The organism is Ensifer sp. ENS07 (assembly GCF_014852185.1).
In the GTDB taxonomy this organism is placed as follows: Bacteria; Pseudomonadota; Alphaproteobacteria; order Rhizobiales; family Rhizobiaceae; genus Ensifer; species Ensifer adhaerens.
The window spans coordinates 1,141,086-1,166,906 of record NZ_JACVBE010000001.1 but is presented as its reverse complement, the minus strand read 5'-3'; the positions used below and the strand labels follow the sequence as shown (position 1 = coordinate 1,166,906).

The window sequence follows — 25,821 nt, the reverse complement described above, 5'->3', positions numbered from 1 at the left end:
GATCCTTTCCTTCAATCCCTGTTTGCCGTCAGCCTCAGTTTGCCTCAGACGGTTGCAAACAGGGCATTGAACTCCGCCCGCAGATCGACTTCGCTCGCACAGTCAGGCGCCCGGAACGCGGCTTCGGCGGCCCGCGCCCGGCGCAAGCTTTCGCCAGCCAGAACCGGCACGACATCCGCGACGGCCTTCATTTCCTCCATTATGCCATGACAATGCAAGACGAGATCAAGTCCCGCGGCAATGATGTTGCGCGCGCGGGTCGTCATGTCGCCGGCAAGCGCGTTCATCGACACGTCATCCGACATCAGCAAGCCGTCGAAACCGATATGGCCGCGAATGATCTCGCGCACGACCTTCGCAGAGGTGGTCGCCGGATTGTCCGGATCGATCGCGGTGAACACCATGTGCGCCGACATCGCCATCACCTCGTCCTTCATCGCAACGAAGGGCAGGAAGTCGCTCGCAGCAAGCTCGTCGAATGTGGCGCTGACGACAGGCAGGTTGTGGTGCGAGTCGACGAAGGTGCGTCCGTGGCCCGGCATATGCTTCATTACAGGCAGCATGCCGCCGGCCTTCAGTCCCTCGCCCATCGCACGGCCGATTGCCGTGACGGTCTCGGGATCGTGCCCATAGGCGCGATTGCCGATGACGTCGTGGCTGCCGGGCACGGGCACGTCGAGCACAGGCAGGCAATCGGCGGTGATGCCGAAGCGCATCAGGTCAAAGGCGTGCAGGCGTCCCATCAGCCAGGCGGCGCGCAGACCGAGCTTCGCGTCGCGGCGGTAGATTTCGCCGATCGCCGCGCCATTCGGATACTGCTGAACGAGCGGTGGGCGGATGCGCTGAACGCGTCCGCCTTCCTGGTCGATGAGCACGGGCGCATTGGGATTGCCGATGCTGTCGCGAAGGGCTGCCACCAGATCCGAGATCTGCTGCTCCTCGCCAATGTTGCGACCGAACAGAATGAAGCCCCAGGGGCGTTCTCCTGCAAAGAAATCGCGCTCGTCGCTCGTGAGGGAAAGGCCCTTGCAGCCGGAGATAAATGCTTTTGATTCGCTCATCCCAAAAGCATAGAGCGCGGGCTGCCCGGCGCGAAGCCACAAACACAGCGCACCCCCACTCATGCACAAGGTCATGGGCATCGGAAGCCCGAAAACGCGAAGGGCGCAGCCTCCTCGGCCGCGCCCTTCGTCAACTCGATCATTATGCCCGTTTACTTGGTAACCAGGCAGCTTCCGCCGGCGCCCTTGTACTTGGAGCAAAGGGCATTGGCCTCGTCCTTCGAACCGGCCGGGATGCGGACGCGGTAGTAGGTACCCTTGCCGGCGATCTCCGCCTTGCGGATGTCGACGCCGCGGCCGCCGATGACGCTTCCGAACTTGCTCGAAAGGCTGTTGTAGGACTTCTGCGCCTCGGCTTCCGACGGCAGAGATGCGACCTGGATGAAGTAGCCACCGGCCGGAACCGATGCCGTGGCAACCTGCTGCGCGGGCTGGGTCTCAGCCGGGAGAGCGGCCTGCTCTTCCGCCGGACGGGCGATTTCGGCAGGCTGTGCGGCCGGACGGGTCTGCGGCGTCGGCGCCTTGTCGCCACCGGCAGAAGCCGTCGTCGTGACGCTGCGCACCGGAACCTGTTCGATGTTGGCGTTACCCGTTGCGGCAAGCGCAACCTGGTCGGTGTTGGCCGCAGCCTGGCCTGCAGCAGCGACTTCGTTCGAAGGCGTTGCGGGCAGCGGCTGGGTCGTGCCGGCGACATCGGTCGCCGGTGCTGCAACCGGCTCCTCTCGAGCGACCAGCGTTCCATCCGGCTTGACGATCATCGTGCGCACCTTCCTCGGTGCGACGGCCGGCGTCTTGTCTTCTTCCTGGGCAGCGGTCTCGCCGTTGGCGCCATCCGGCAGCAGGCGATCGCCGTCCTCTTCGTTTGGCAATGCCGTCTGCAGGGTTTCGGCCTCGTTGCTGCCTTCGAGCGGCAGGGTCTCCGGCGTCAGCGTCCTCTGGACGACATCCATCGGCTCCTCGGTCGAAGAGACCAGGGCTTCCTGCTGCGGGGCACCAGCCTGAGCACCGGCAACGCGGTCATAAACCGCCTTGTCCTGGTTCGGCACGGTCTTGCCGCCCTTTTCCTCGGGCACGACCTTGACCGGGGCCTTGTCGGCCAGAATGATCTTCGGGCCTTCGGCCGAGCTGACCGCGCCGCTACCGCCCATCCAGGCGTAGACGGCAGCGCCACCAAGGATGATGACGCCGGCAACGCTTGCTGCCAGCAACATCGTGCGCTGCGAGCGACGGCCGGTGCCATATTCGCGGTATTCGCCGGCATCCTGCTGGCTCTGCGCCGCTGAAACCCGTTCGGCATCTCGGGCAACCGCCGGACGCTCGACGATCGAGCGGCGGAAGTCTTCTTCCATCGCCTTTTCAAACTCGTCGAAATCGTCAAGCGAACCCTGACCGAAAGCCGGCGCAGCGGCAGCGGCCGGTGCCGGACGGGCCGGCTCCACCTTTTCGACGGCCGCCGGACGGCTTTCCTTGACCGGAGCCGGCGTTCCGAAGAGCTGGGCCATTTCCGCGTCGATGTCGAGATCGTAGTCGGCCGGATAAGCGACCGGCTTCTCGGTCTCGATAACCGGCAGCTGCGGCACGTCCATATCCGCGATCGGGGCGACGCCGTTCTCGGCTTCGGCAATCATCGACGGATCGAAGGGCAGCGTGCTCTCGGGCTGTGCTTCCTGGCGCTCGACCGGCGCGGGAGCGACGTAAGGCTCGACGAACCGCTCCGGCTCGCGCTGGGGAACGGCCGCCTGCGCGACCGGCTGCACCGGTGCTTGTGGCACGACGGCAGCAACGACCGGCTCATCTACTGTGACGTCTGCGAAGTCGAGCTTCAGCGCCTCGTCGGAGAGCTCAATTTCGAAGTTCTCGATGTCGAAGCTCGGCTCGTGCTCCGGCTGCGCAATTGGCTTGGCCAGCTCGACCAAGGGTTCCGCGACCTGAACGGGAGCAGTAGCCACTGCCGCAACCGGCGCTGCAACAGCGGCCACCGGTGCTGCGACCGACGATACCAACGGGCCGGCAAAGGCACGCTGCTGGCTGGCGCCCGAGGCGGACGCAACCGGCGTCGCACGGCTGAAGGTGGGCGTAAAGGGATAAGGGCTCTTCTTTATCGGAGCGGCAGTGGCAACCGCTGGCGTGACCACCGGCGCAACGACGGGCTGTGTTTCCAGATGGAGAGCCGGATGCGACTGGACCGCAGCGGCAACCATCGCTGAGACCGGCGGAACCGGGAACCGTTCTATGTCCGCCAGAAGATCGTCACGGCCAGCATCCTGCTCGACGACTGCCTGAGCTGCGACCACGTCTTCCTGATAGGAAGGCTCAATTTCACGCTCTTCGGCCGCGACATCGAAGCGCGGCTGTTCATAGGCCGAAAATGCATCCGCAACCGGAGCCGGCTCGGCCCAGACCGGAGCGGCTTCGACGGCCGGCGCCTGCCATGCATCGACGAACTGATCACGCGGATCGATATCCTGCGGCTCGACGTGCGCCGCAACCTCGGCAACGTCGTCCGACAACAGATCGGCTTCGCCAAGCGACAACTCGAGTTCGCGCTCAAGGTCAAACGCCGGCTCGTCGACGACGGCCTCGGCGTTGCCGTCTTCGGCAACCTGCGGCGCCACGGAGAAGGCGTGAACCTCGGCATAGTCCTCGTCAGCGACGGGGGCTGGCGCCGCTTCGACGCGTTCGGGCTGGACGAACACCGGCTCGTCAAGCTCGGCGACGGGCTCCGCCACCGGCTCATCGTGAACGACGACGTGTTCAGCTACCGGCTCGAACCGGGGCTCTTCGATCGGAGCCGGCTGCGGTGCGGACCGCGGCGCGTCGTAGCTGTCGAACGCGCGAAGCAGCTCGCCTTCGAGATCGAAGGCGGGATCTTGACGCACCGCCTCCTGGTGTCGTTGCAGTTCCTGCAACTGTTGGACGGCCGGCCGGGCATCGTAACCGACGATCCGGGCGAGTTCGGCCAACGGATCATCGTCTGCCAATACATCGAATTCAGCCGGCCCGCTTCGTGCGAATTGTTTGTCTGCCATGCTCTCCACTCACAATTGCCTGTATCGCTGTGCCAGTGCATTGTGGGAAAATGGTGACAATACTTATCGCATTTCCTCCGGTGCGGAGGTGCCTGTAATAGACAGGCCGGATTTCAATACCGAAGCGACAGCATGCACCAGCCCGAGTCTGGCAGTACTTAATTCTCTATTTTTATCGTTAACAAAACGTAATTCCGGATTCTCTTTACCTTTGTTCCAATGTGCGTGGAAGGCGGCGGCAAGATCATACAGGTAAAACGCGATGCGATGCGGCTCCTGAGCCAGTGCCGCAGCCTCGATGACTCGCGGATATTCTGCGAGCTTGGCGACGAGCTGGAGCTCCGTCGGATCCGTGATCTGGCCCAGAACGGCACTGGCGAGATCGACCGATTCGAGGTTCAGATCCGGGAATGCGTCCGCGGCCTGGCGGAAGACCGAGCGGCAGCGCGCATGCGCATACTGCACATAGAAGACCGGGTTATCCTTCGACTGTTCTGTTACTTTAGCAAAGTCGAAGTCGAGCGGTTCCGAGTTCTTCCGGTAGATCATCATGAAGCGCACCGGATCGCGGCCGACTTCATCGACGACATCGCGCAGCGTGACGAAGTCGCCGGAGCGCTTCGACATCTTCACCGGCTCGCCGTCGCGGAAGAGCTTGACCAGCTGGCACAACAGAACCGTAAGCTTCGACGAACCGCCGGAGACGGCGCGCGCCAGCGCTTCCAGGCGCTTGACGTAGCCGCCATGGTCGGCACCGAGCACATAGATCATCTCGTCGAAGCCGCGGTCGAACTTGTCCTTGAAGTAGGCAACGTCGGCGGCGAAGTAGGTATAGCTGCCGTCCGACTTGATCAGCGGCCGGTCGATATCGTCGCCGACCTCGGTCGAACGGAACAGCGTCTGCTCGCGGTCTTCCCAATCTTCCGGCAGCTGGCCCTTCGGCGGCGGCAGGGTGCCCTTGTAGACGTGGCCCTTGAAGGTCAGGTCGTTGATCGCCGTGCGGATGGCGGCAGCACCGTTCGCGTGCAGCGTGCGCTCGGAGAAGAAGACGTCGTGATTGACGTTCAGCGCCGCGAGATCCTCGCGGATCATCGCCATCATCGCGTCGATCGTCCGGTCCTTGACGAGCGGCATCCACTTGTCTTCAGGCATCAGCCTGAGGCTCGTGCCGAATTCGTCGGCGAGCGCCTCGCCGACCGGCACGAGATAGTCGCCCGGATAAAGGCCCGGCGGGATCTCGCCGATCTCTTCGCCCAGCGCCTGGCGATAACGCAGGAATGCGGACCGCGCGAGAACGTCGATCTGCGACCCCGCATCGTTGATGTAGTATTCCTTCGTGACCTCATAGCCGGAGAAGGCCAAAAGGTTGGCCAGCGCGTCGCCGACAACGGCTCCGCGGCAATGGCCGACATGCATCGGGCCGGTCGGGTTGGCCGATACGTATTCGACGTTGACCTTGCGGCCGCCACCGACAGCGCTACGGCCGTAGTCGACGCCCGCACGCGCCATGCCCGACAGCAGCTTCTGCCAGTAGGAAACAGAAAGGCGGACGTTGATGAAGCCCGGACCGGCGACGGAGACGTCGGTGACTTCCGGATCCTGCTTGAGCTTCTCGACGATGAGTTCGGCAAGCGCGCGAGGATTCATGCCGAGCGGCTTTGCCAGCACCATCGCAGCATTGGTCGCAACATCACCATGGCTCGGATCACGTGGCGGCTCGACATTGACACGGCCGAAGTCAAGCTCGGATCGCTTTTCTCGAACGCTTTCAAGCGTTTCGAGAATGTCCTTAATTCTTGATTCGAAGTCCGTGAAGAGATTCATCTGATCCGTCCGCTTTTCCCGGCCACAAGTGACCGGCGCAAAACTCAAAAAGGAGGCTCGGTTCGGCCGAACCGCAAGCCTCCGGGCGGGGGGTCCCTAGCGCAAATCGGGCGTATGGTCAAACAAGCGCTTGTGCACGCTGATCGCAAAAGTGTCGGTCATGCCGGCGAGGTAGTCGCCGACGTGCCGCGCCCGCGCCGGCTCCGCCATGCCGGCAATCTGGTCGATCCAATAGTGCTCACGCATCAGCTGCGGGTCGTCCATGAAGGCATGATAGAGATCGCAGACGATCGAGGCTGCATTTTCGCGCACGCGCATGACTTCCGGGTGCCGGTAGATCCGGGTCATCAGCAAGCGCTTGATCTGCTTGTCCGTCTCGCCCATCTCCTCAGAGAAGGTTGCCATCACGGTGCCGGCCTGGCGCACATCGGCAGCACTTTGCGGCCTTATCTCGCCGATCCGTTGCTGCGCGACGCCGATCACGTCCTCGACCATCGCGGTAATCTGACGCCGCATGATCTCATGCGTGAAGCGGCTGCTTTCAAGACCGGGATAGCGGTCATGGACCTCGCGCATCAGGCGCGCGAGAAACGGCACGTCTTCGAGCATTTCGAAGGTGAGATAGCCAGCCCGCAGACCGTCATCGATATCATGGGTGTTGTAGGCGATATCATCAGCAATGGCCGCGACCTGCGCTTCGAGGCTCGCAAAACTCGCCAGTTCCAGATCATGCAGCGCGCAATAGTCGAGGATCGGCTGCGGCACGGGCCCTCGCGTGCCCTCACCGTCCGCGGTCAGCAACGGCCCGTTGTGCTTGACCAGACCTTCCAGGCTCTCCCAGGTCAGGTTCAACCCGTCGAACTCGGCGTAGCGCCGCTCGAGCTTGGTGACGATGCGCAGCGACTGGGCATTGTGATCGAAGCCGCCATAGGGCTTCAGCATCTCGTGAAGGGCATCCTCGCCCGTATGGCCAAAGGGCGTGTGGCCGAAATCATGCACGAGAGCGACGCCTTCGGCCAGATCTTCGTCGAGCTTGAGCGCGCGCGCCAGAGCCCGGGCGATCTGCGCCACCTCGATCGTGTGCGTCAGACGGGTGCGGTAGTGATCGCCGTCAGCGGCAATGAAGACCTGCGTCTTGTGCTTCAGGCGGCGAAACGCAGTGGTGTGCACGATGCGGTCGCGGTCGCGCTGAAAATCGGAGCGCGTCGCGCTCGTCGCTTCGGGAAAGAGCCTGCCGCGCGTCATCCAGGGATTCGACGCGAACGGCGCATGTTCACCATAACCGAAGCCGAGCGCATTTTTGTCGAATGTCATCTTCCACCTAATTCGTCGTCCCATTGACGGGACATTCAAGCCTTCATACCTATAGTGAAAGCTACGGAAACACGTCATGCAAGATCGACCGATTCCGCAAGCGGAAGCAACGGCTTGGCCGCGGGTCTTGAAAGAGGCCCCGAAACCGACCAGATCGCATGCTTTAACACAGGGCAATTCTCTCCGGTTCTTGACCCCGGCAGGAGGCAGATATGACGCATGAAACCGTGACCCTCTCGGACGCTGCAGCGAAGCGGATCGCCACGATCCTGCGTTCCGACAGCCACAACAACGCCATGCGAGTGTCCGTTGAGGGCGGCGGCTGCTCGGGCTTCTCCTACAAGTTCGACCTGGTCGACAGCAGCAATGACGACGACCTGGTGCTGGAAAAGAACGAAGCCAAGGTCCTGATCGACAGCCTGTCGCTCGTCTATATGGGCGGCTCGGAAATCGACTTCGTCGACAACCTGCTCGGCCAGTCGTTTCAGATCAAGAATCCGAACGCGGTTGCAAGCTGCGGATGCGGAACGAGTTTCTCCATCTGACGCCAGCGCCCCACGTCTCTCTTAGCCGGCTCCGTTTCAACAACGAACGGAGCCGTTTGCGTCAGAGATAGGGCGATCCGAGCCAGAGAATGCGGTTCGCCAATCGATCCGCGAACGACTTTTTGCGCAGCCTTTCGAGCGTGACCGGCTCGGCTGAGGCGAGAATGTCGGAGATCGTGCCATTGATCGCCTCGGCGAAGCCATGGTCGAGAACCTCAAGGTCGAACTCGAAGTTGAGGCGCAGGGAGCGCGGGTCGAGATTGGTGGACCCGACATAGGCCCAACGCTCGTCCACGGTCAAAAGCTTGGAGTGGTTGAATGCGCCCTTCGCCCGCCAGACACGACAATGGCCCTTCAGCACCTGATCGAACTGCGCAGTCATCGCCCTGTCGACCAGCAGCAGATTGTTGACTGCGGGAACGATGATATCCACCTCGACGCCGCGGCGCGCGGCGGTGACGAGCGCGCTGATCAGTTCGCGGTCCGGCAGGAAATAGGGTGACATCACGCGGATATTCTTCTGCGCGACCGAAAACGCCCCCATGAGCATCTTGTGATTGGTCTCATTGGTGGCGTCAGGTCCGGATGGCACGGCACGCATCAGTACCGACGGCCCATCCGCCGGCAGCGGTGCCTCTTCGATCGCCCATGCGGGGCCCGCCAGAACCTCGCCACTTGAGAATTGCCAATCTTCGGACGAGACCTGGAAGATATCGGCGACCACCGGTCCGGCCATGCGGAAATGCGTATCCTGTGCCGGCGCCTGACCGGCGATCTCGCTGGTGAAGCCCACCCGGATGTTCATGCCGCCGGCAAAGGCAACCTGACCGTCGACCACAAGGATCTTTCGGTGCGTGCGCAAGTTGGCATAGGGCAGCCGTAGCCCCATGATGATGTTGCCGTTGAAAACCGCCGTCGGAACGCCCGCCGCCTCCAGATGACCGACAATGCTCGGCACCGAGTAGCGCGCGCCTACGGCGTCAATCAGCACCCGCACCTCGACACCGCGCGCCACCGCCGCGATCAGGGCGTCGGCAAAGCGTAGGCCTATGACGTCGCGATCGAAGATATAGCTTTCGAGCAGGATCGAGCGCCGGGCGCCGGCGATCGCTTCCAGCATCGCGGCATAGGCGGTATCGCCGCCGGCGAGCACCGAAATACGGTTGCCCGTGCACATGCGATGGCGTGAAACGCGGTCGCCGAGGATCTTCATCGCCGCAAATCGTTCTCCGAACTGCACCGATATGTCGGCATCCGAAACGTCGAAGCGGCCGAACTGATCCGGCCCCTGCCCGCGCAACAGAGCGCGTTGCGAGCCGATTGAGGAGCGCCGGATACGGTTGATTCCGGCAACGGCATAGATCAGCGCGCCGACGATCGGCGAAAGCAGGACGACACCGACCCAGCCCGCCGCGGCGCGCACGTCGTCCTTCGTCATCGCGGCATGAATGGCCGCGGGAATGCCCAGCGCGAAGGACAAAAGCGCCAGGATATGCGGCCAATAATTCTGCACGAGATCGATCATGGGCGGGACTATAGCCCGCCAACGGGCGGAATCAATTCGACGCCTGCAGCGTATACCGTATCGACCGCTGCCCCCTGATGGGAAGCGTCGGTGCGGCTCGCGCGCGCTGTTGAAAACCCGCAGGCAACGGATTTGTCAAAAGAATCCGGAGCGGCTAGAAATGACCCCGCCAAGGACTTAACCGACATGGAAGGGCGTTTCGAGCCATGAAGATTGCCACCTGGAACATCAATGGCGTCAAGGCGCGAATCGACAGCCTGCTGGCCTGGCTGAAGGAAAGCGGACCGGATATCGTCTGCCTGCAGGAGATCAAATCGGTCGACGACGGCTTTCCGCGCCTCGAGATCGAGGCGCTTGGCTATCATGTCGAAACACACGGCCAGAAGGGCTTCAATGGCGTCGCGCTGCTTTCCAAGCTGCGGCCGGACGAGGTCAATCGCGGCCTGCCTGGTGACGATACGGACGAACAGTCACGTTTCATCGAAGGTGTCTTCTCGGTCGAAGGCGGCGCGATCCGCGTCTGCTCGCTCTACCTTCCGAACGGAAACCCCGTCGACAGCGAGAAATATCCCTACAAACTCGCCTGGATGCGCCGGCTGGAGGCCTATGCGAAGCAGCGCCTGTTGCTCGAAGAACCCTTCATCCTTGCCGGCGACTACAACGTCATCCCCGAGGAACACGACTGCTGGGATATCAAGGTCTGGCAGAACGATGCCCTCTTCCTGCCGGAAACGCGCGCGGCATTTCGCCGGCTGCGCAACCTCGGCTTCACCGACGCTGTGCGCGCGACGTCGGACGCTGTGCCGCTCTATACGTTCTGGGATTATCAGGCCGGCTGCTGGCCGAAAAATTTCGGCATCCGCATCGACCATTTGATGCTGTCGCCGGAGGCGACCGATCGGCTGGTGTCAACATCCATCGACAAGCATGTCCGCGCCTGGGAGAAGCCTTCGGACCACGTGCCCGTCATCGGGACGTTTGCGTTCGCGCCCGCTTAAGGCGCATTTTTCCAGATCTTAGTGTGTGGAGAATGATCCCTGGGCCGGCGGCGGTTCGGGGAACGCTCGACGATGACAATCAGTCGTCGTCGCCCTGCATGTGCAGGTTCTGCGACAGTGCGATTGCCGTGCGTCGATCGTCCTCGCTGGCAAGCGAGAAGGCCTGCTCCTGCATCGACTGCATCCAGGGCCGATCCTTCGGCGAACACTGGTCGAGTGCCGCAGTCATGAACGCGAGACCACGAACGGTCTGGCCTTCCTGGAAAATCACATTGCCAAAGACGCCCATGGCGCCGGCGTGACCGCTCTTGCGCGCACGATTGAGCCACTTCTTGGCCTGCTGAACGTTCACGCTACCGCCCTCGCCCGACAAGAGCATGCGCGCGAGCTGGAACTGCGCCTCGGCGACGCCGAAGGTCGATGCCGCCTGGAAATAGAGCTGGCGCGCCTGGGACATGTCGGACTTGATCGGGCTGTCGGGAATGCCGCGGCGATAGTAGCCGGCAAGGGAGATCAACGCGTTGACGAAGTAACCGGTGTCTTCCGACCCCGGCTCCACGCCCTCCTGGGCGATTTCGCTATAGATCTTGAAGGCTTCGAGGTCGTTCTCGGCGACGCCGTCGCCATAGGCGTACATGTTGGCGAGGGCCCAGCGGGATCCGGTGTGGCCCTTCTCGGCCGCGTATTTGTAAGCTTCTACGGCCTCGTCCTTGCGGCCATTCTTGTAGGCGGAAAACCCGAACTTGAAGAGCGCGAACGGACCTGATTCCTTGGTGACGCCCGCACCGGGATCAAAAGCGTAGGCCGGCATGGCGAAGGTCCCACAGACCGCCAGCGACACGCCGAGTATCGCAACCTTTAGTGACTTTAGTTCACCCGCAAGCATCACAGTCTAATTCTTCCGTTCCAGCCGGCCACGCCGAACCCATCACCGCTGCAAACACACAAGCCCGGACGACCCGCCGCCGGGAACTGCACCAACTCCGCCGACAAAGCCGGCGCAACCTTTCCACAATGAAACTTCGACATAGTCCCCGAAGCAGTCATTTTGATGGACCACTTGCACTGGCGTGCCGGAGGCCACATTTCTCATGACGGTCATCGATCCAAGTTTCATTTCACCCCAAACGCTGCAGGTATCGCACTCACATTGCAGGCTTGTCCCTATATCGCTGCTCCCTGTTTGTGGCGGGAAATGGACATAGCCGGAACGAGTCTGATCCTAGCAAACTCTAGCATTAAAAGTGTTGCTGAATCGTCACATTGCGGGACAGTGCGGACGCGTGGTTAAGAGGCTCCACACATAAGAAAGGCCCGGTAAAACCGGGCCTTGCAGGATCAGATGACGAAGGATCAGAACTTCACTTTGATCGATGTCGAAATGGCACCGACAAAGTCGTCGTCGAAATCGTAGGAAACGTCGTCACCAATGACGTCGTCACCATACTTCACCGCACCGGAACTGCCGCCGGTCATGATGCCGACAGCACCAGCAAGACGGAACTCAAGGTTCTCGGTCGGCGTGTAGGAAACACCGGTTCCCAGCGTCCAGGTGTCGGTCTGCGTTCCATAACCGTGGCTGGTGCCGCGGTCCCAGGTCAGGCTGACGGCGCCGCTCCACTGATCATTGAACTTGTGGCCGACACCGCCGGTGATCGTCCAGCCGTCACGGTAGAGAAGATCAAGGCTCGTGCATGGCGTAGTACGGGAGACCGTGGCGGGGCAGAACTTCAGGACCTGAAGCTGGCTCCAGTCCGTCCACTTCACCGAGCCAAATGCCGCCCAACCGGGTGCAAAGCCGCTCTGCAGCTTGAGTTCCAGCGAGTCCGGCATCGAAGCCGCACCGTTTACGTCGTATTTCGTACCGGTCACAAGGCCCACACCCGGTACAACGAAGCCCAACTGGCGAAGGTCGATGAAGCCCGAGAGGTTATCCAGATCGACAGCACTGTTGTAGACGAGGCTCGCTCGCAAGGCATACTCGGGGATTTCGTAGGCAGCACCTGCGCGCCAGCCCCAGCCATGCCCTCCAAGCTCGAGCCTGCCAATGCCGGTAAAGGCACCAGCGAGCGGCGTGCCTGTATAATCCTGAACCAGCCGTTCCTTGAAGCCGTTGACTTCCTGATAGAAGACGCCGCCGATCACACGGAACTGGCCTGGCCCCATGTCCCATTTGTAGGAGCAGGTCGCGGCGTAGTTGTCGCTCTCTACCTTCGTTTCGATATTGCTGTTGGCACCGGCCCAGTTCTGCCCCGGATTGGTGTGGGCACCCCAGGGCTGGGAGTAGTCAGCCATACAGTCGACGCTGTCACCAAAGGCCGCCTTAACGCCGACGCGCGGAACCCAGTAGCTCTCGGTGTCGTCAGCAGTATTCGGTCTGTTGTTGAGATTGCCGCCACCAAAAGTCCCGGTAAGGATGTTGGTGTTCCCGGTATCGGTATCACGGACGTTCTTCAATTCGCGCTGCGGATTGACGTAGGTCGCCGACGCTTCCCCCGCATAATCCGACGGGTCGAACAGCAGATCGATGTTGTAACCGCCGCGCTCAAGACCGCCCGCGTGCGCGGCGGAGGCAAACAGCAAACCCGCTGCTACCGACAGAACACCCCGCTTTAAATTCATGTGAGCCATCCAGCTCCTCCCCCTGCACTGCAAAACTGCGACATTCCACCTCATGTCGTGTGGGCCGAAGTATTCTCACGATCCCGTGAAATCGCAAATGCGAGATCTAGCAGTTAGCAGGCTCGATCGGTCACAGAATTTACGTAAGATTCTCATGATTTAGCCACAATGGCGCCAGATCGGAACCATTTTTCCAGAATCATGGATGAAATCCACTGAATTAGAATGGATTTCCAAACCATCGAAAACCTGTGTCGCCTGAACAACATTATCGCTTTTTGCGGTAGAACAGCGAAAAACTCCGTTGAAGTTCCGCTCAAACGCCACGCGCGCTTAATGACCCGCGCAGCAGATTCAACTGATCGAATCAATGCCAAATCTCGATAGGCTGAAGTCTATCTTGTATCTCTAAAATAAAAAATCCGCGGCATTTCTGCCGCGGATTTCGATTTCTGACGGTCAGGCATTCTCTTGAACGCCCTCTCGTTGAATCCGTCGATTAACGGCCTCAACCGGCCTCGGCGACGCGCGTCAGCGCAACGCTCAGCGATTCCTTCTGGAGATCGAGCTCTACGAGGCGTTCACGTTCCGCTTCGACCAGTTCCGGCTTTGCGTTGGCGACAAACTTCTCATTGGCCAGCTTGCCGAGGATGCGCTCGCGCTCGGCTTCCACCTTGGCGATCGCCTTCTCAAGTCGGGCCTTCTCGGCGGAAAGGTCGATCAGGTTGCCGAGCGGCAGGCAGGCCGTTGCCTCGCCAACGACGATCTGGGCGCTGCCGCGCGGCGCAACAGTGGCGTGGTCGATATGCTCGACGCGCGCCAGACGACCGATGGCCTGGGCATGCTGCTGCAGGCGCTCGCGCGTCAGGTTGTTGGCACCGACAACGATCAGCGGCGCGGTTGCCGCCGGCGGGACGTTCATCTCCGAACGGACCGAACGAATGCCCGAAACCAGATCGATCAGCCAGTTGATCTCGTCGGCCGCCGTGTCGTCAGCATAGGACGGCGCCGGCCATTCGGCGTGGCACAGCAGCGTCGAACGCTCCTGGCCCTCGCCTGCCGTCTGCGCCCAGAGCTCTTCCGTCATGAACGGCATGAACGGGTGCAGCAGCTTGTAGATCTCGTCGAGAACGTAGGCGACGCAGGCCTGCGACTCGCGTTTTGCCGCTTCGTCCTCGCCACTGAAGATCGGCTTCAGCAGTTCGAGGTACCAATCGCAGAACTGGTTCCAGACGAACCGATAGAGGCTGCCGGCCGCGTCGTTGAAGCGATAGGCATCGAGCGCCTCGGTGACGTCGCGGATGGTCCGCGACAGCTCCGTCAGGATCCAGCGGTTGACGGTGAGCGATGAGGTTTCGGGAATGAAACCATCGCTGCTGGTAACGCCATTCATCTGGGCAAAACGCGTCGCGTTCCACAGCTTGGTGCCGAAGTTGCGGTAGCCGGCGATGCGGGCCGGGTCGAGTTTCACGTCACGCCCCTGGGCCGCCATGATCGCCAGCGTGAAGCGCAAGGCGTCAGCACCGTATTCGTCGATCAGTTCGAGCGGATCGATGACGTTGCCCTTCGACTTCGACATCTTCTGGCCGTTCTTGTCGCGAACGAGCGCATGGACATAGACCGTATGGAAAGGCTCGACCGGAGTGCCGTCGGCATCCTTCATGAAATGCAGGCCCATCATCATCATCCGGGCAACCCAGAAGAAGATGATGTCGAAACCGGTGACCAGCACGTCGGTCTGATAGTACTTCTCCAGTTCCGGCGTCTCGTTCGGCCAGCCGAGCGTGGAAAACGGCCAAAGCGCCGAGGAGAACCAGGTGTCGAGAACGTCTTCGTCACGCGTCAGGATTTCGCCCGGCTTGAAGTTCTCGAGCAGATCCTCGACATAGGCCTTCATCGGGCCTTCATGCGCCAGATAATGCTGGATCGCCGCGTGCAACGCCTCTTCCTCGGTCTTTTCGACGAAGACCTGACCGTCCGGACCGTACCAGGCCGGGATCTGGTGCCCCCACCACAGCTGGCGCGAAACGCACCAGGGTTGAATGTTTTCCATCCACTCGTAGTAGGTCTTCTCCCAGTTCTTTGGAACGAAGTTGGTCCGACCTTCCTTGACGGCGGCGATCGCGGGCTTGGCCAGCGTCTTCGCGTCAACGTACCATTGCTCCGTCAGACGCGGTTCGATCGGCACGCCGCCACGGTCGCCATGGGGAACCATGTGCTTGTGCGGCTCGATCTTGTCGAGCAGGCCCGCCTCTTCGAAGATGCGAACGATGATCTTGCGCGCTTCGAAGCGGTCCTTGCTTTCGAGTTCGTCCCAGGCGCCGTGCAGGGCAGCCGGATCGCTGAGCCCTTCGAGGAAATCCTCGTTGTCCTTGATCGTGATGCGGCCTTCGATCGTCATGATGTTGATCGCGCGCAGACCGGCGCGCTTGCCGACGTCGAAGTCGTTGAAATCATGCGCAGGCGTGATCTTCACCGCACCGGTGCCGGCGGTCGGATCCGCATAGTCGTCGGCAACGACAGGAATGCGGCGACCGACGATCGGCAGAATGACGTGCTTGCCGATCAAAGGCTTGTAGCGCTCATCCTCCGGATTGACCGCGATGCCGCTGTCTCCGAGCATGGTTTCAGGACGCGTCGTGGCGACGACGAGGTAATCGCGCTTTTCCCACTCGGTCGCCTTGCCGTCTTCATCGAAGGCGACCGGGTAATCGAAGGTTACGCCAGGCTCCAACGGATAGCGCAGGTGCCAGAGGTTGCCGTTGATCTCGTGCTGCTCGACCTCCAGGTCCGAAATCGCGGTCAGAAGCTTCGGGTCCCAGTTGACCAGGCGCTTATCCTTGTAGATCAGGCCTTCCTTGTAGAGCGAAACGAAGACCTCGAGAACGGCTTCGGACAGACCTTCGTCCATGGTGAAGCGTTCGCGCGACCAGTCGCAGGACGCGCCAAGACGCTTCAATTGGTTGAAGATGAGCCCGCCCGATTCGGCTTTCCATTCCCAGACCTTCTCGATGAAGGCTTCGCGGCCCATCTGCCGGCGGTGCTGCTGGCTCTCCATCAGCTTACGCTCGACGACCATCTGGGTGGCGATGCCTGCATGGTCCATGCCCGGCTGCCACAACACATCCTTGCCGCGCATGCGTTCGAAACGAACGAGCACGTCCTGAAGCGTGTTGTTGAGCGCGTGGCCCATGTGCAGCGAACCCGTCACGTTCGGCGGCGGGATCACGATGCAGAAACTGTCGGCGCCGGGCTTGGCACCCGCCCCTGCACGAAACGCGTTTTCTTCGTCCCACTTCTTGGCGATACGCGGGTCGACGGATGCGGAATCGTAGGTCTTATCAAGCATTTTGGAGCCAATTTACGAGATTGATGTCAGCGTCTTGTAAACCGGAACGGCCGGTGCAAGTCAACACGAACGCAAAAAGCCGCGACGATCGCGCGGCTTCTTTCGTGTTCGGATTCGGCATTTAGCGGCGGGGGCCGCGCGCGACGCGTTCGATTTCCTCGCGGACGAGCCGCTCGACAAGCGTCGGCAGATTGTCATCGAGCCATTCCTGCAGCATCGGCCGTAGCATCGCTTCGGCAATTTCATCAAAGGAACGCCGCGATTCCTGATCCACTGCGTGGGCAAGATCGCCGAACGACTGAGCGACCTTGCGGCCGACCTCCGGCGAGACGATCGCGGCAAGCGCCGTCTCCGGCGCGGGCGCTTCCGGCGGAACGACGGCGGCCACCGGCGGAACCGCGCTTAGAACTTCCGGGAGTTCGACTGGCGGCGGCGCTACGACTTCCGGCTCTGCCGGCGCCTCAACTGCAGCAACGGGCTCGATCACCGGCGCTTTCGGCGCGGAAACTGCTGCCATGCGCGAGGTGACGACCGGACTGTCCTGAATAGCGACGACCTGCGGCGCAGGCGGCACCTCACGTCCGGCAAAGCTCGTCGTATGACGCTCGGACGCGGCGCGAACCCGTGCTGCGACATCGGCAAGTGAAAGCGGCGGCTGCGCTGCCGGCGACGGCTCCGACAGCCCGGCCTGGCTGTCCACGACCGGTTCGACAAACGCGGCCTTGGGCGCCTCATCGCGTCGGCCAAAGGCGATCGTCTCGATCTCGCTGTCGATAGTCAGCTCGATCTCGTCGTTGCCCTCGTCCTCGAACTGCTCCTGCGGCGCAAATCCGGCTTGCCCGGGTTCGTTGCTCTCAATGATCTTGCGAATGGATGCCAGGATTTCATCCATCGACGGTTCACGCGCGACATTGAGCTGTGCCATTTCCATCCTCGTTTGACGCGGCAGACATGTGTCCCAAAACTGGACATGCGCCGATTTCCGACAAACCTTAAGTGAGTTCGCGAACGAAACATACGCCACGAATCAACGCTAAGGATTCTTGCACAGATTTGTTTTCAGGGGAAAAAATAGAAACGCCCCGGGGAAGACCCGAGGCGTTGGCAGGTACTCAATGATGCGAACGGACGCCTTAGCGACCGTCAACGGTTCGCAGACCGAACCACTTGTCCTTGACCACTTCGTAGTGCTCTTCGGCACGGTATTCGGCAACCTGCAGGCCCTGATCCTTCACGGTCAGCCGCGCGGCGGCAGCAAGCAGCGAATAGCTCGCAACGACCGCGTCGCGCTGGGCAACGGCCAGAAGTTCCTGTGCCTGAAGCACGTCCTGCTGCGAATCAAGCACGTCGAGTGTCGTACGCTGGCCGACCTTGCGCTCTTCGATCACGCCATCGAGAGCCAGCTTGGCGGCGGAGATCTGCGCCTTGTTGGCGGAGATGCGCGCAATCGCGGCTTCCAGCTGAGCATAGGCGGAGACAATAGTCTGCTGTACCGCCGCACGCGCCGAATCGACGAGGATGCGCTGCTGGCCGAGACGTTCCTTGGCCTGGCGGATCTGGCCGTACTCGGCGCCACCCTGATAGATCGGAACTTCGAGGCGAGCCGTAATGCTCGATGCATTGCTATCGAACTGGCTGGCATTGCCGGTGGTGCGGCCAACCTGGCCCTGCAGCGTCACACCGGGGAGCATCGTGCCTTCCGCCGACTTGACCTGATAACCGGCCGAATCAACGGAGTACTGCGCCGACAGAATGATCGGGCTTTCGCGCAGACCGGTCGCGACGGCCTGATCGAGCGTGCGCGGCAGGGCCTTCGAAGCCGGCGAAGCCTGCTTGATGCCACGCGGCACATCGCCGACGATCTGTACATAGGTCGCTTCGCTCTGCTTCAACTGAGCGACGGCGACGATAAGCTGCGACTGGGCGTTGGCGAGCGAGGCTTCGGCGAGGCTCACGTCCGTTCGGGTGCCTTCGCCCACATCGAGACGGGCTTTCGCCGCGTTAACCTGCTCCTGAAGGAAGGCGATGTTCTGCTTGCGGATCGATACGAGCTGCTGGTCGCGCGCGATGTTGGAATAGATGGTCGCGGCCGAAAGGAGAATCGATATCTCGTTGGCGCGCAGCGATTCGCGGGTCGCAAAGACGTTCGATTCAGCGGCGCGCACATTGTTCAGCGTCTGAAAGCCGTCAAACACCATCTGGTTTACGGTGATGCCGACCTGTCCCTGGTGGAGGTCTTCGCTCAGGGTCTTTTCTCTGTCGATGGTCGAAAGCGTTCCGGACGCGAATGCCGCCACCTGGGGGCGAAAGCCGGACTTGGCAATCGGCACGCTCTCGTCGGTCGCCCTGAGGCCGGCCCGCGCGGCGTTCAGGTCAGGGTTGTTTGCGTAGGCTTTGGCCATTGCGCCGAAGATCGTTTCGGCCAGTACTGCGTGCGGTGCAAGCAGCAAGCTTGTCGAAACGGCGGCCAGGAGGGCCGCTTTGCGGACAATCGACACCATTACTTCTCTCTCCGATCGGGGCGGCAGAGCCTGCCCTCTATTTCCGCGGCGCCGCTCTTTGTGCAAAAAGCGACCCCAACTAGACACGGCGATGAAGCGCTCACACCGCCCACTGGTGAGCAAATCACTACCACTGCACTCTTTGAAACCCGGAATCAGCATTCCGACAACTGCGCAGCCATACTCTGCGCAGCCATTTCAAAAAGAAACAAGTACCGCGTTGCGAATTGGCAACATTGTTATTTTAGCAACGCAATTAATTGTTGATATCCCTCAATAAGCGGGACCTCAAAAAACAAATTCCTGTGCACGACGGAAGCCGGGAAGCGGCTTGACCGCGGTGTTGAAATCGGGGCGCTCGGACGTCTTTCCGTGCTCGTGCACATAGAGTTTAGCGCGAGAAGCATTGCCAAATCCTTCAACGACGACCAGCCGCCCGCCATCGCGCAGCTGCTCGAACAAAGCGGTCGGCAGGACTTCGACCGAGCCGTGAACGAAGATCACGTCATAGGGTGCCTCGGCGGCATATCCCTTCTCGAGTTCGCCGGTCACGACGGCGATGTTGTCGTAGCCGAGGCGAGACAGCGTTTCCGTCGCGGTGGCGGCGAGGCCTTCATCGCTTTCGAGCGCAACGACCGAACCTGCAACCTGTGACAGCAGTGCGGACGCGTAGCCGGTGCCGCAGCCGATCTCCAGGACGACATCGGACTTGGCGATTTCGGCCAGCTGGAGAAGCTTGGCGAGCGGCGACGGCTCCATCAGGAAACGCGGTGCGTTGCCATTGGTAACCTCAAGCGCGATATCCGTGTCGATGTAGGCAAGCTCTTTCATCTTGGCAGGCACGAATTCCTCGCGCGGCACGCTCAGGAACGCGGACAGAACCGAGTGGGACGTGACATCCGTCGTGCGGATCTGGTTGTCCACCATCTTGGTGCGCGCTGCTTCGAAATTCATGGTAGTGCCCTCGTGTCCGGATAGGCGCGGCGCCCGCTTTCGGGCAAGCACGCACGATCGTCTTCTGGCTCCCGTCGGAAAGCCTTTGAGGTAAGCTCATAAATCGGCGCCCGGCCGGTTTCAAGCGATAGCGGCAATCTGCGCCGGAAAAACGGGAGGGAATTGCACTGCGAATGGCGGAGGCAACACGATTGCCGGCCGGGATCAGCGTCCCGGCGCGCCTTCCAGCCCAACGAGGGCAATCTTGGTGTAGCCGGCGTTCTGAATGAGGTTCATCACCGTCATCAGTTCACCGTAGTCGACGGCTTTGTCCGCGCGCAGCAGAACGCGCGTCTCGGTATTGCCTTCGGTCAGGCGCTTCAACTCGTCGGCAAAGCTCTCGCGCGCCGTCTCATCGTTGCCGATCGCCAGAGCCAGATCCGCCTTCAAAGTCACGAAGACCGGCTTGTCGTCCCGCGGAGCCGGCTTTGCAGCCGATTGCGGCAGGTCCACCTTCATGTCCACGGTGGCAAGCGGCGCCGCCACCATGAAAATGATCAACAGCACCAGCATGACGTCGATGAAGGGGGTGACGTTGATCTCGGCGTTTTCATCGAGATCGCCGCCACCGTCGCTGATTTTTCCGGCCATAGGTCACCCGATCCTTGCGATGGTCGTCTCGGTGTGACCGAAGTCCTGGCGGCGCGGCTGCGCCTTGCGGGCCAGGCGATGGTCGAGGTCGCGGCTGACGAGCCGTTCCACGGCCGCCGCGGCATCGGCGAGAATGACCTTGTAGCCACCGACCGAGCGGGCAAAATAGTTGTAGATGACGACGGCCGGGATCGCCGCCACCAGGCCGATAGCGGTCGCCAAAAGCGCCTCCGCGATGCCCGGCGCCACGATCGCCAGATTGGTCGTCTGCGCCTTGCTGATGCCGATGAAGGAATTCATGATCCCCCAGACCGTGCCGAACAGGCCGACGAATGGGCCGACGGAGCCGATCGAGGCCAAGATGCCGGTGCCACTTGTCATGCGCTTACCGGCGCGAACCTCGATGCGGGTCAGAAGCGAGGAAACACGCTCCTTCAGGCCGCCCGTCGGCGCATGGTCGATCACCGCCTCCGAGCGGGCCATTTCGTCGATCGCCGCGGCGACCATTTCGGGCGCCGGTCCCGACTTGCCGTCAAAGGCTCCCTTGACGTCTGCCAGGCCGTTGGCAGCCGACAGCAGGCGAACTGCGCGCGTCAGGCGCGCCTTGGCGCCAAAGAGTTCCAGCAACTTGACCACAAAGATCGCCCAGGTGGCGACGGACGCCAGCGCAAGGCCAATCATCACGCTCTTCACCACCACGTCGGCGGCCATGAACATGCCAATCGGCGAAAGATCATGCGGCAACACCGGGCTTGCTGCACCCTCGCCCGTTGCCGGCCCGCTTTCCGCCGTCACCGGGGCGCCTTCAACGGTTACCGGAGCCCCCTCGCCCGACGTAGCGGCAGGAGCTTGCAGTGTCGGCTGCGCCTGCGTCGCCGGTTCCGCTGGCGGAACGGTTACGGCCGTGCCCTGACTTTCTGCCGTCGGCGCGGATGCGGACGGCGCCGTTGCTCCGCTTTGCGTACCATTAACCGCGGGTGCCTGCGTCGTCGCTTGGGCCAAGGCGGCCGTTGGCGAAGCTGCGGAGGACAGGACCAGCATCGCGGCTGCCAACAAATTGATCGTCGATCGGGCTCGTCTCGGCATCTCGTTCCTCACGTACTGGTCCATTTCGTCGTGTCAGGGCGAAGGGTTTTCCGTCATCCGCCGCTACCCTTGCGCGCTTCCGGGGCTCTTTAAGCAAAGGAAAACCGAATGACAAGGATTTGTGGAGTTTATCAATCAAGAATAATTTCGCAACCACCCATTGCCGGAGCTGGACAGGCGTTTTCAGGGCGTCGGCTGATCTTCGATGAAGGTGTCGCTGCGCCAATCATAGGTGCGATGGCGCTCCCATGGACGGGCAAGCGTCGTGAAAGCCGGCCGGATTTGCATGACGGGTGAGCCCTGCCCTTCCTGCTGCTCCGCCCGAATTTCGATTGCGCCCATGCGGCGCAGCGTCCGTGCGTCGACGATGCGGGCTCGGCGCGGCGCGCACGCTTCCACATCGACCCGCGCGGCGACCACGATCAAGTCTGCCTGATCGCACAGGGCGGGAAAGAGGCGCGGATTTTCGAGGGTGACGATCGTCCAGCCGATGGCGCTGCGCGCCGCACACCATTGCTTGTCGCGGCAGACAAATCGGCCTGGCCGGCTTGCCTCGATGGCCGATGAAAAATCCGCACGGATCGCCGTAGCCTTCTCTCCATCGATCGGCGGCGCTCGTCGGACCGCCTGTTCCATAGCCGGGTAAAGATCATCGGCTGCAGGCGGGAGCATGACCGGCCGCTCGTGCTCCCCCACGGCGAGCGCTCGTTGCCATTGCGAAAATATGAAGTCCGGCGGGCGCGGCCGGTTCGTTGCGATGGCATCATCCGTGACCAGGCCGAGAAGGCGTCCGTCCTCGGCGATCACGATGTCGGGCCGACTCCCATCTTCCAATGCCAGACTGAAGAAGCCTGCACAGATCAGCACGATGCCAGAGATTGCCAGCCAACTGCGCAGCACGCAGAGAAAAACCCCGCCGATCGCGATCAGCACGAAGCCGATGGGTCCGATGCGGCCGGTCACGACCTCGCCATCGAGCGACGTCACGAACCGGGCGACGTCGAGCATCCGATCGAGACCCCACGCCATCGCCATCAAAGGCATATGCTCAAGCCCGAACGGCATCAGAAGCATGGCGAACAGACCGAACGGCATGATCACGATGCTGATCAGCGGCATGGTGAGAATGTTTGCGAGCAGGCCATAGGCCGGCAGCCTGTGGAAGTAGGCGATCGAATAGACCGACGTTGCCAGGCCGCCGATGAGCGAGGTGATGAGGATGCCTGCGGCGACGCCGGTGATGAGGCGCCCCTTGGTGCGGCCGCCAGCCGCTTCGGCCTTGCCGTTGCGCCGTTCGCGCCAGCGCCCGTAGCCGGCAACCAGCGCCAGGGTGGCGGCGAAGGACATCTGGAAGCCTGGCCCGGCCACAGCCGAAGGCATGAGAACCACGATGACGATTGCGGCGAGCGCGACGTTGCGCAGGCTGATCGACATGCGGTCGAAAAACACCGCGACCAGCATGATCGAGATCATGATCCAGGCGCGAAGTGCCGATACGGCGCCGCCGGAAATGAGGATGTAGAGGCAGACCATCAGCAGCGCACCGGCAGCGGCAACCTTCTTGATCGGCGCACGGTGCGCCAGCCCCGGAACCATGCTGAGAACAGTGCGTGCGCCGATCAGAAACGTGCCGGCTGCCAGCGCCATGTTGAGGCCGGAGATCGCCAGCACATGCGCTAGCCCCGCCTGTCGCAGCACCTCGACCGTCTCCCGGCTGATGGCCCTTTCCTCTGCGGTCACCAGAGCCGCCGCTAGCGCGCCGGTATCGCCGCCGATCGAGGCGCGAATCCTCTCGCCAACCGTTTCCCGCATTGCGGCCATCGTTTTTGCCGCTGCCGAACGCAGCGAGAAAGCCGTCCCCGGCTCTTCGGTCGCCACCTTCTCGGATAGTTTGGGCGCGCCGTAGAAAAACCCGACGGCGCCGATTCCCTTGAAATAGCTGTCGAAGGCGAAATCGTTCAGGCCGGGCAGCGCCGGACCCGAGGGCGGAGACAGCCGCGCCCTGCCCTCGATCAGGGCGCCGAGCGGAAACGGCTCTCCGGAGCCCCGCGTCACCAGCGTCGCCTTCAGCGGCTGGCGGCGCAGCTTTGGCCGGCTCGTTTCCTCGATCTCCAGCCCGTAGCGCCACCGGCCGCGATCATCCTGCTCGCGTGAAAAGACCACACCCCGAAGGTTCGTGGTCACCGGAGCGTCGAGAACAATGGTGTCGGTGCGCCATGTCTCGATCGCGACCAGCAGCATGCCGGAGATGAAGAGCGTAACCGCAATCAACGGAGCCCTCAAAGGCGCCAGCCGCCACCGACAGGCCAGCGCTGCTATTCCGAAAATGCACAGCAGCACTGCAAGATTGGCAATCCGGATATCGAAGGGCAGCGCCAGCCAGGCGAGCACGCCGAAGATCAAGAACACCGGGATCAACACGAAACCGTGACCGAATGCCCGTTCCTCTTCGATGGCGGCGAGGAATGCCGGTTTAAGCGCGGCAGGCCGGAAACGGGCTGCGCGGCCCGCAATTGCTTGCCACGATGGCCGGAGAAACAGGGAGAACCGGCCTCGCGTAGGTAATGTCGCGGCGATAACGGCGGCATCGGATCCGGGAAGCCTGAAGCTTCCGCGTTCGACGTCGAGCGACGCTTGCCGCATTTCCGTTTCGCTCATTGCGCCCGCACTTTGGACCCTGACTTCGCGGTCGATCATGCAACCAACGCAGCGCAACTGCAACCGAGGCGCTATCTGCCGAAAAAAGCGGCAAACCTATATAGAATGGTACCGCACCATCATCGGACGAGCTTATTGATCTCTTTGGACTTATTGCCGTAACATGCCATTATTGCGTCGCCATATGCACATTTTCGCATCGCACAATTTGCCTTTCGTACAGCTTGGCAGTCGAAAATAAATCATATAGCAAATTCGCAACGTTCATTGTCGTGGCACGTCTGTGTGCCACGTTGCCATAAGACGGAGGGTCCGATGACTGATAAAACCGCGGTTGTAACACTCGATGGAAAGTCGGCGGATCTTCCTGTGCGATCTGGGTCCATCGGCCCTGACGTCGTGGACATCGGCTCGCTCTACAAGCAGACGAAGATGTTCACCTACGACCCGGGCTTCACGTCGACGGCGTCGTGCGAATCCAAGATCACCTATATCGACGGCGACGAAGGCGTGCTGCTCCACCGCGGCTATCCGATCGAACAGCTCGCCGAGCACGGCGACTTCCTGGAAGTCTGCTACCTGCTGCTTTACGGCGAACTGCCGACGAAGGCGCAGAAGGCTGACTTCGACTACCGCGTCACGCACCACACCATGGTGCACGAGCAGATGTCGCGCTTCTTCACCGGCTTCCGCCGCGACGCACACCCGATGGCCGTCATGTGCGGCTGCGTCGGCGCGCTTTCTGCCTTCTACCACGACTCGACCGACATCACCGATCCGCACCAGCGCATGGTTGCGTCGCTGCGCATGATCGCCAAGATGCCGACGATTGCGGCCATGGCCTACAAGTACCACATCGGCCAGCCATTCGTTTACCCGAAGAACGACCTCGACTACGCCTCGAACTTCCTGCGCATGTGCTTCGCCGTTCCCTGCGAAGAATATGTCGTCAACCCGGTTCTGTCGCGCGCCATGGACCGTATCTTCATCCTGCACGCCGACCACGAACAGAACGCTTCGACCTCGACGGTTCGTCTCGCCGGCTCGTCGGGTGCCAACCCGTTCGCCTGCATCGCGGCCGGCATCGCCTGCCTCTGGGGCCCGGCGCACGGCGGCGCCAACGAAGCGGCACTCAACATGCTTGCCGAAATCGGCACGGCCGACCGTATTCCGGAATTCATCGCCCGCGCCAAGGATAAGAACGATCCGTTCCGCCTGATGGGCTTCGGTCACCGCGTCTACAAGAACTACGATCCGCGCGCCAAGATCATGCAGAAGACCACGCATGAAGTGCTCGCCGAACTCGGCCACAAGGACGATCCGCTTCTCGAAGTGGCGATGGAACTCGAACGCATCGCGCTCACCGACGAGTACTTCATCGAGAAGAAGCTCTACCCGAACATCGACTTCTACTCGGGCATCACGCTGAAGGCTCTCGGCTTCCCCACCACCATGTTCACCGTTCTCTTCGCGCTTGCCCGTACCGTCGGCTGGATCGCGCAGTGGAACGAGATGATCGAGGATCCGGAACAGCGCATCGGCCGTCCGCGCCAGCTCTATGTCGGCGCTCCGCAGCGCGACTACGTGCCGGTTTCCAAGCGCTAAGACTGACAATCAGCAGAGACAACAAAGCCCGGTCAGCGATGGCCGGGCTTTTGTTTTTGCAGGGTAGGATCGACGTTTCGCACCGGTTGTGGCCGGTCTCGTAATGGCGGCAACACAACG

The 25,821-nt window shown here is 61.7% G+C and carries 17 protein-coding genes; 3 read left to right on the top strand and 14 right to left on the bottom strand.

Translation table 11 applies throughout. The features are described from left to right. Nucleotides 1-44 precede the first annotated feature (44 nt). From nagZ to IB277_RS05825, 4 genes are all read right to left on the bottom strand, one after another. Nucleotides 45-1,061, bottom strand: a complete 1,017-nt coding sequence (gene nagZ, locus IB277_RS05840; RefSeq protein WP_090295642.1) for a beta-N-acetylhexosaminidase — start codon at nucleotides 1,059-1,061, stop codon at nucleotides 45-47. A 152-nt stretch (nucleotides 1,062-1,213) separates the two neighbouring features. Continuing rightward, the gene (locus IB277_RS05835) at nucleotides 1,214-4,090 is read right to left on the bottom strand and encodes an SPOR domain-containing protein (protein ID WP_192370798.1); all 2,877 of its coding nucleotides are present in this window, start codon (nucleotides 4,088-4,090) and stop codon (nucleotides 1,214-1,216) included. Nucleotides 4,091-4,153: 63 nt separating this feature from the next. Beyond that, complete coding sequence (gene argS, locus IB277_RS05830; protein ID WP_034796661.1) at nucleotides 4,154-5,914, bottom strand: arginine--tRNA ligase; 1,761 nt, start codon at nucleotides 5,912-5,914, stop codon at nucleotides 4,154-4,156. Nucleotides 5,915-6,010: 96 nt separating this feature from the next. Beyond that, nucleotides 6,011-7,228, bottom strand: a complete 1,218-nt coding sequence (locus IB277_RS05825; RefSeq protein WP_034796668.1) for a deoxyguanosinetriphosphate triphosphohydrolase — start codon at nucleotides 7,226-7,228, stop codon at nucleotides 6,011-6,013. 212 nt (nucleotides 7,229-7,440) lie between these two features. Here IB277_RS05825 and erpA point away from each other — a divergent pair, with 212 nt between their 5' ends. After that, the gene (gene erpA, locus IB277_RS05820; protein ID WP_034796669.1) at nucleotides 7,441-7,773 is read left to right on the top strand and encodes an iron-sulfur cluster insertion protein ErpA; all 333 of its coding nucleotides are present in this window, start codon (nucleotides 7,441-7,443) and stop codon (nucleotides 7,771-7,773) included. A 61-nt stretch (nucleotides 7,774-7,834) separates the two neighbouring features. Here the strand turns inward: erpA and IB277_RS05815 are convergent, their stop codons facing one another. Then, nucleotides 7,835-9,298: a phospholipase D-like domain-containing protein gene (locus IB277_RS05815; RefSeq protein WP_090295647.1), complete on the bottom strand. Its 1,464-nt coding sequence runs from the start codon at nucleotides 9,296-9,298 to the stop codon at nucleotides 7,835-7,837. Nucleotides 9,299-9,504: 206 nt separating this feature from the next. Here IB277_RS05815 and xth point away from each other — a divergent pair, with 206 nt between their 5' ends. Continuing rightward, nucleotides 9,505-10,296: an exodeoxyribonuclease III gene (gene xth, locus IB277_RS05810; RefSeq protein ID WP_060607481.1), complete on the top strand. Its 792-nt coding sequence runs from the start codon at nucleotides 9,505-9,507 to the stop codon at nucleotides 10,294-10,296. Between the two features lie 79 nt (nucleotides 10,297-10,375). On the opposite strand, the gene exoR is transcribed toward xth, so the two are convergent. The 9 genes from exoR to IB277_RS05765 all read right to left on the bottom strand — a co-directional run bounded on the left by exoR (nucleotide 10,376) and on the right by IB277_RS05765 (nucleotide 24,096). Beyond that, nucleotides 10,376-11,182, bottom strand: a complete 807-nt coding sequence (gene exoR / locus IB277_RS05805; RefSeq protein ID WP_034796672.1) for an exopolysaccharide production regulator ExoR — start codon at nucleotides 11,180-11,182, stop codon at nucleotides 10,376-10,378. Between the two features lie 467 nt (nucleotides 11,183-11,649). Further along, entirely contained in the window at nucleotides 11,650-12,927 is a 1,278-nt protein-coding gene (locus IB277_RS05800) for an outer membrane protein transport protein (protein ID WP_034796673.1), read from the bottom strand. A gap of 499 nt (nucleotides 12,928-13,426) precedes the next feature. Further along, nucleotides 13,427-16,267 (bottom strand): valine--tRNA ligase, encoded by a 2,841-nt coding sequence (locus IB277_RS05795; RefSeq protein ID WP_090295648.1) that lies wholly within the window; start codon nucleotides 16,265-16,267, stop codon nucleotides 13,427-13,429. Nucleotides 16,268-16,388: 121 nt separating this feature from the next. Beyond that, the gene (locus tag IB277_RS05790) at nucleotides 16,389-17,192 is read right to left on the bottom strand and encodes a PopZ family protein (protein WP_060516970.1); all 804 of its coding nucleotides are present in this window, start codon (nucleotides 17,190-17,192) and stop codon (nucleotides 16,389-16,391) included. A 208-nt stretch (nucleotides 17,193-17,400) separates the two neighbouring features. Continuing rightward, nucleotides 17,401-18,768 carry a TolC family outer membrane protein gene (locus IB277_RS05785; protein ID WP_034796676.1) on the bottom strand — a complete coding sequence of 456 codons (1,368 nt, stop codon included), beginning with the start codon at nucleotides 18,766-18,768 and terminating at the stop codon, nucleotides 17,401-17,403. Nucleotides 18,769-19,056: 288 nt separating this feature from the next. Further along, nucleotides 19,057-19,722, bottom strand: a complete 666-nt coding sequence (locus IB277_RS05780; protein ID WP_060583185.1) for a protein-L-isoaspartate O-methyltransferase — start codon at nucleotides 19,720-19,722, stop codon at nucleotides 19,057-19,059. 204 nt (nucleotides 19,723-19,926) lie between these two features. After that, nucleotides 19,927-20,352 carry a TonB system transport protein ExbD gene (gene exbD / locus IB277_RS05775; protein ID WP_034796684.1) on the bottom strand — a complete coding sequence of 142 codons (426 nt, stop codon included), beginning with the start codon at nucleotides 20,350-20,352 and terminating at the stop codon, nucleotides 19,927-19,929. A 3-nt stretch (nucleotides 20,353-20,355) separates the two neighbouring features. Further along, complete coding sequence (gene exbB, locus IB277_RS05770) at nucleotides 20,356-21,438, bottom strand: tonB-system energizer ExbB (protein ID WP_244546738.1); 1,083 nt, start codon at nucleotides 21,436-21,438, stop codon at nucleotides 20,356-20,358. 183 nt (nucleotides 21,439-21,621) lie between these two features. After that, the gene (locus IB277_RS05765; protein WP_244546739.1) at nucleotides 21,622-24,096 is read right to left on the bottom strand and encodes a ComEC/Rec2 family competence protein; all 2,475 of its coding nucleotides are present in this window, start codon (nucleotides 24,094-24,096) and stop codon (nucleotides 21,622-21,624) included. Between the two features lie 315 nt (nucleotides 24,097-24,411). Here IB277_RS05765 and gltA point away from each other — a divergent pair, with 315 nt between their 5' ends. Then, nucleotides 24,412-25,701, top strand: a complete 1,290-nt coding sequence (gene gltA, locus IB277_RS05760; RefSeq protein ID WP_034796688.1) for a citrate synthase — start codon at nucleotides 24,412-24,414, stop codon at nucleotides 25,699-25,701. The last annotated feature ends 120 nt before the right edge of the window (nucleotides 25,702-25,821 follow it).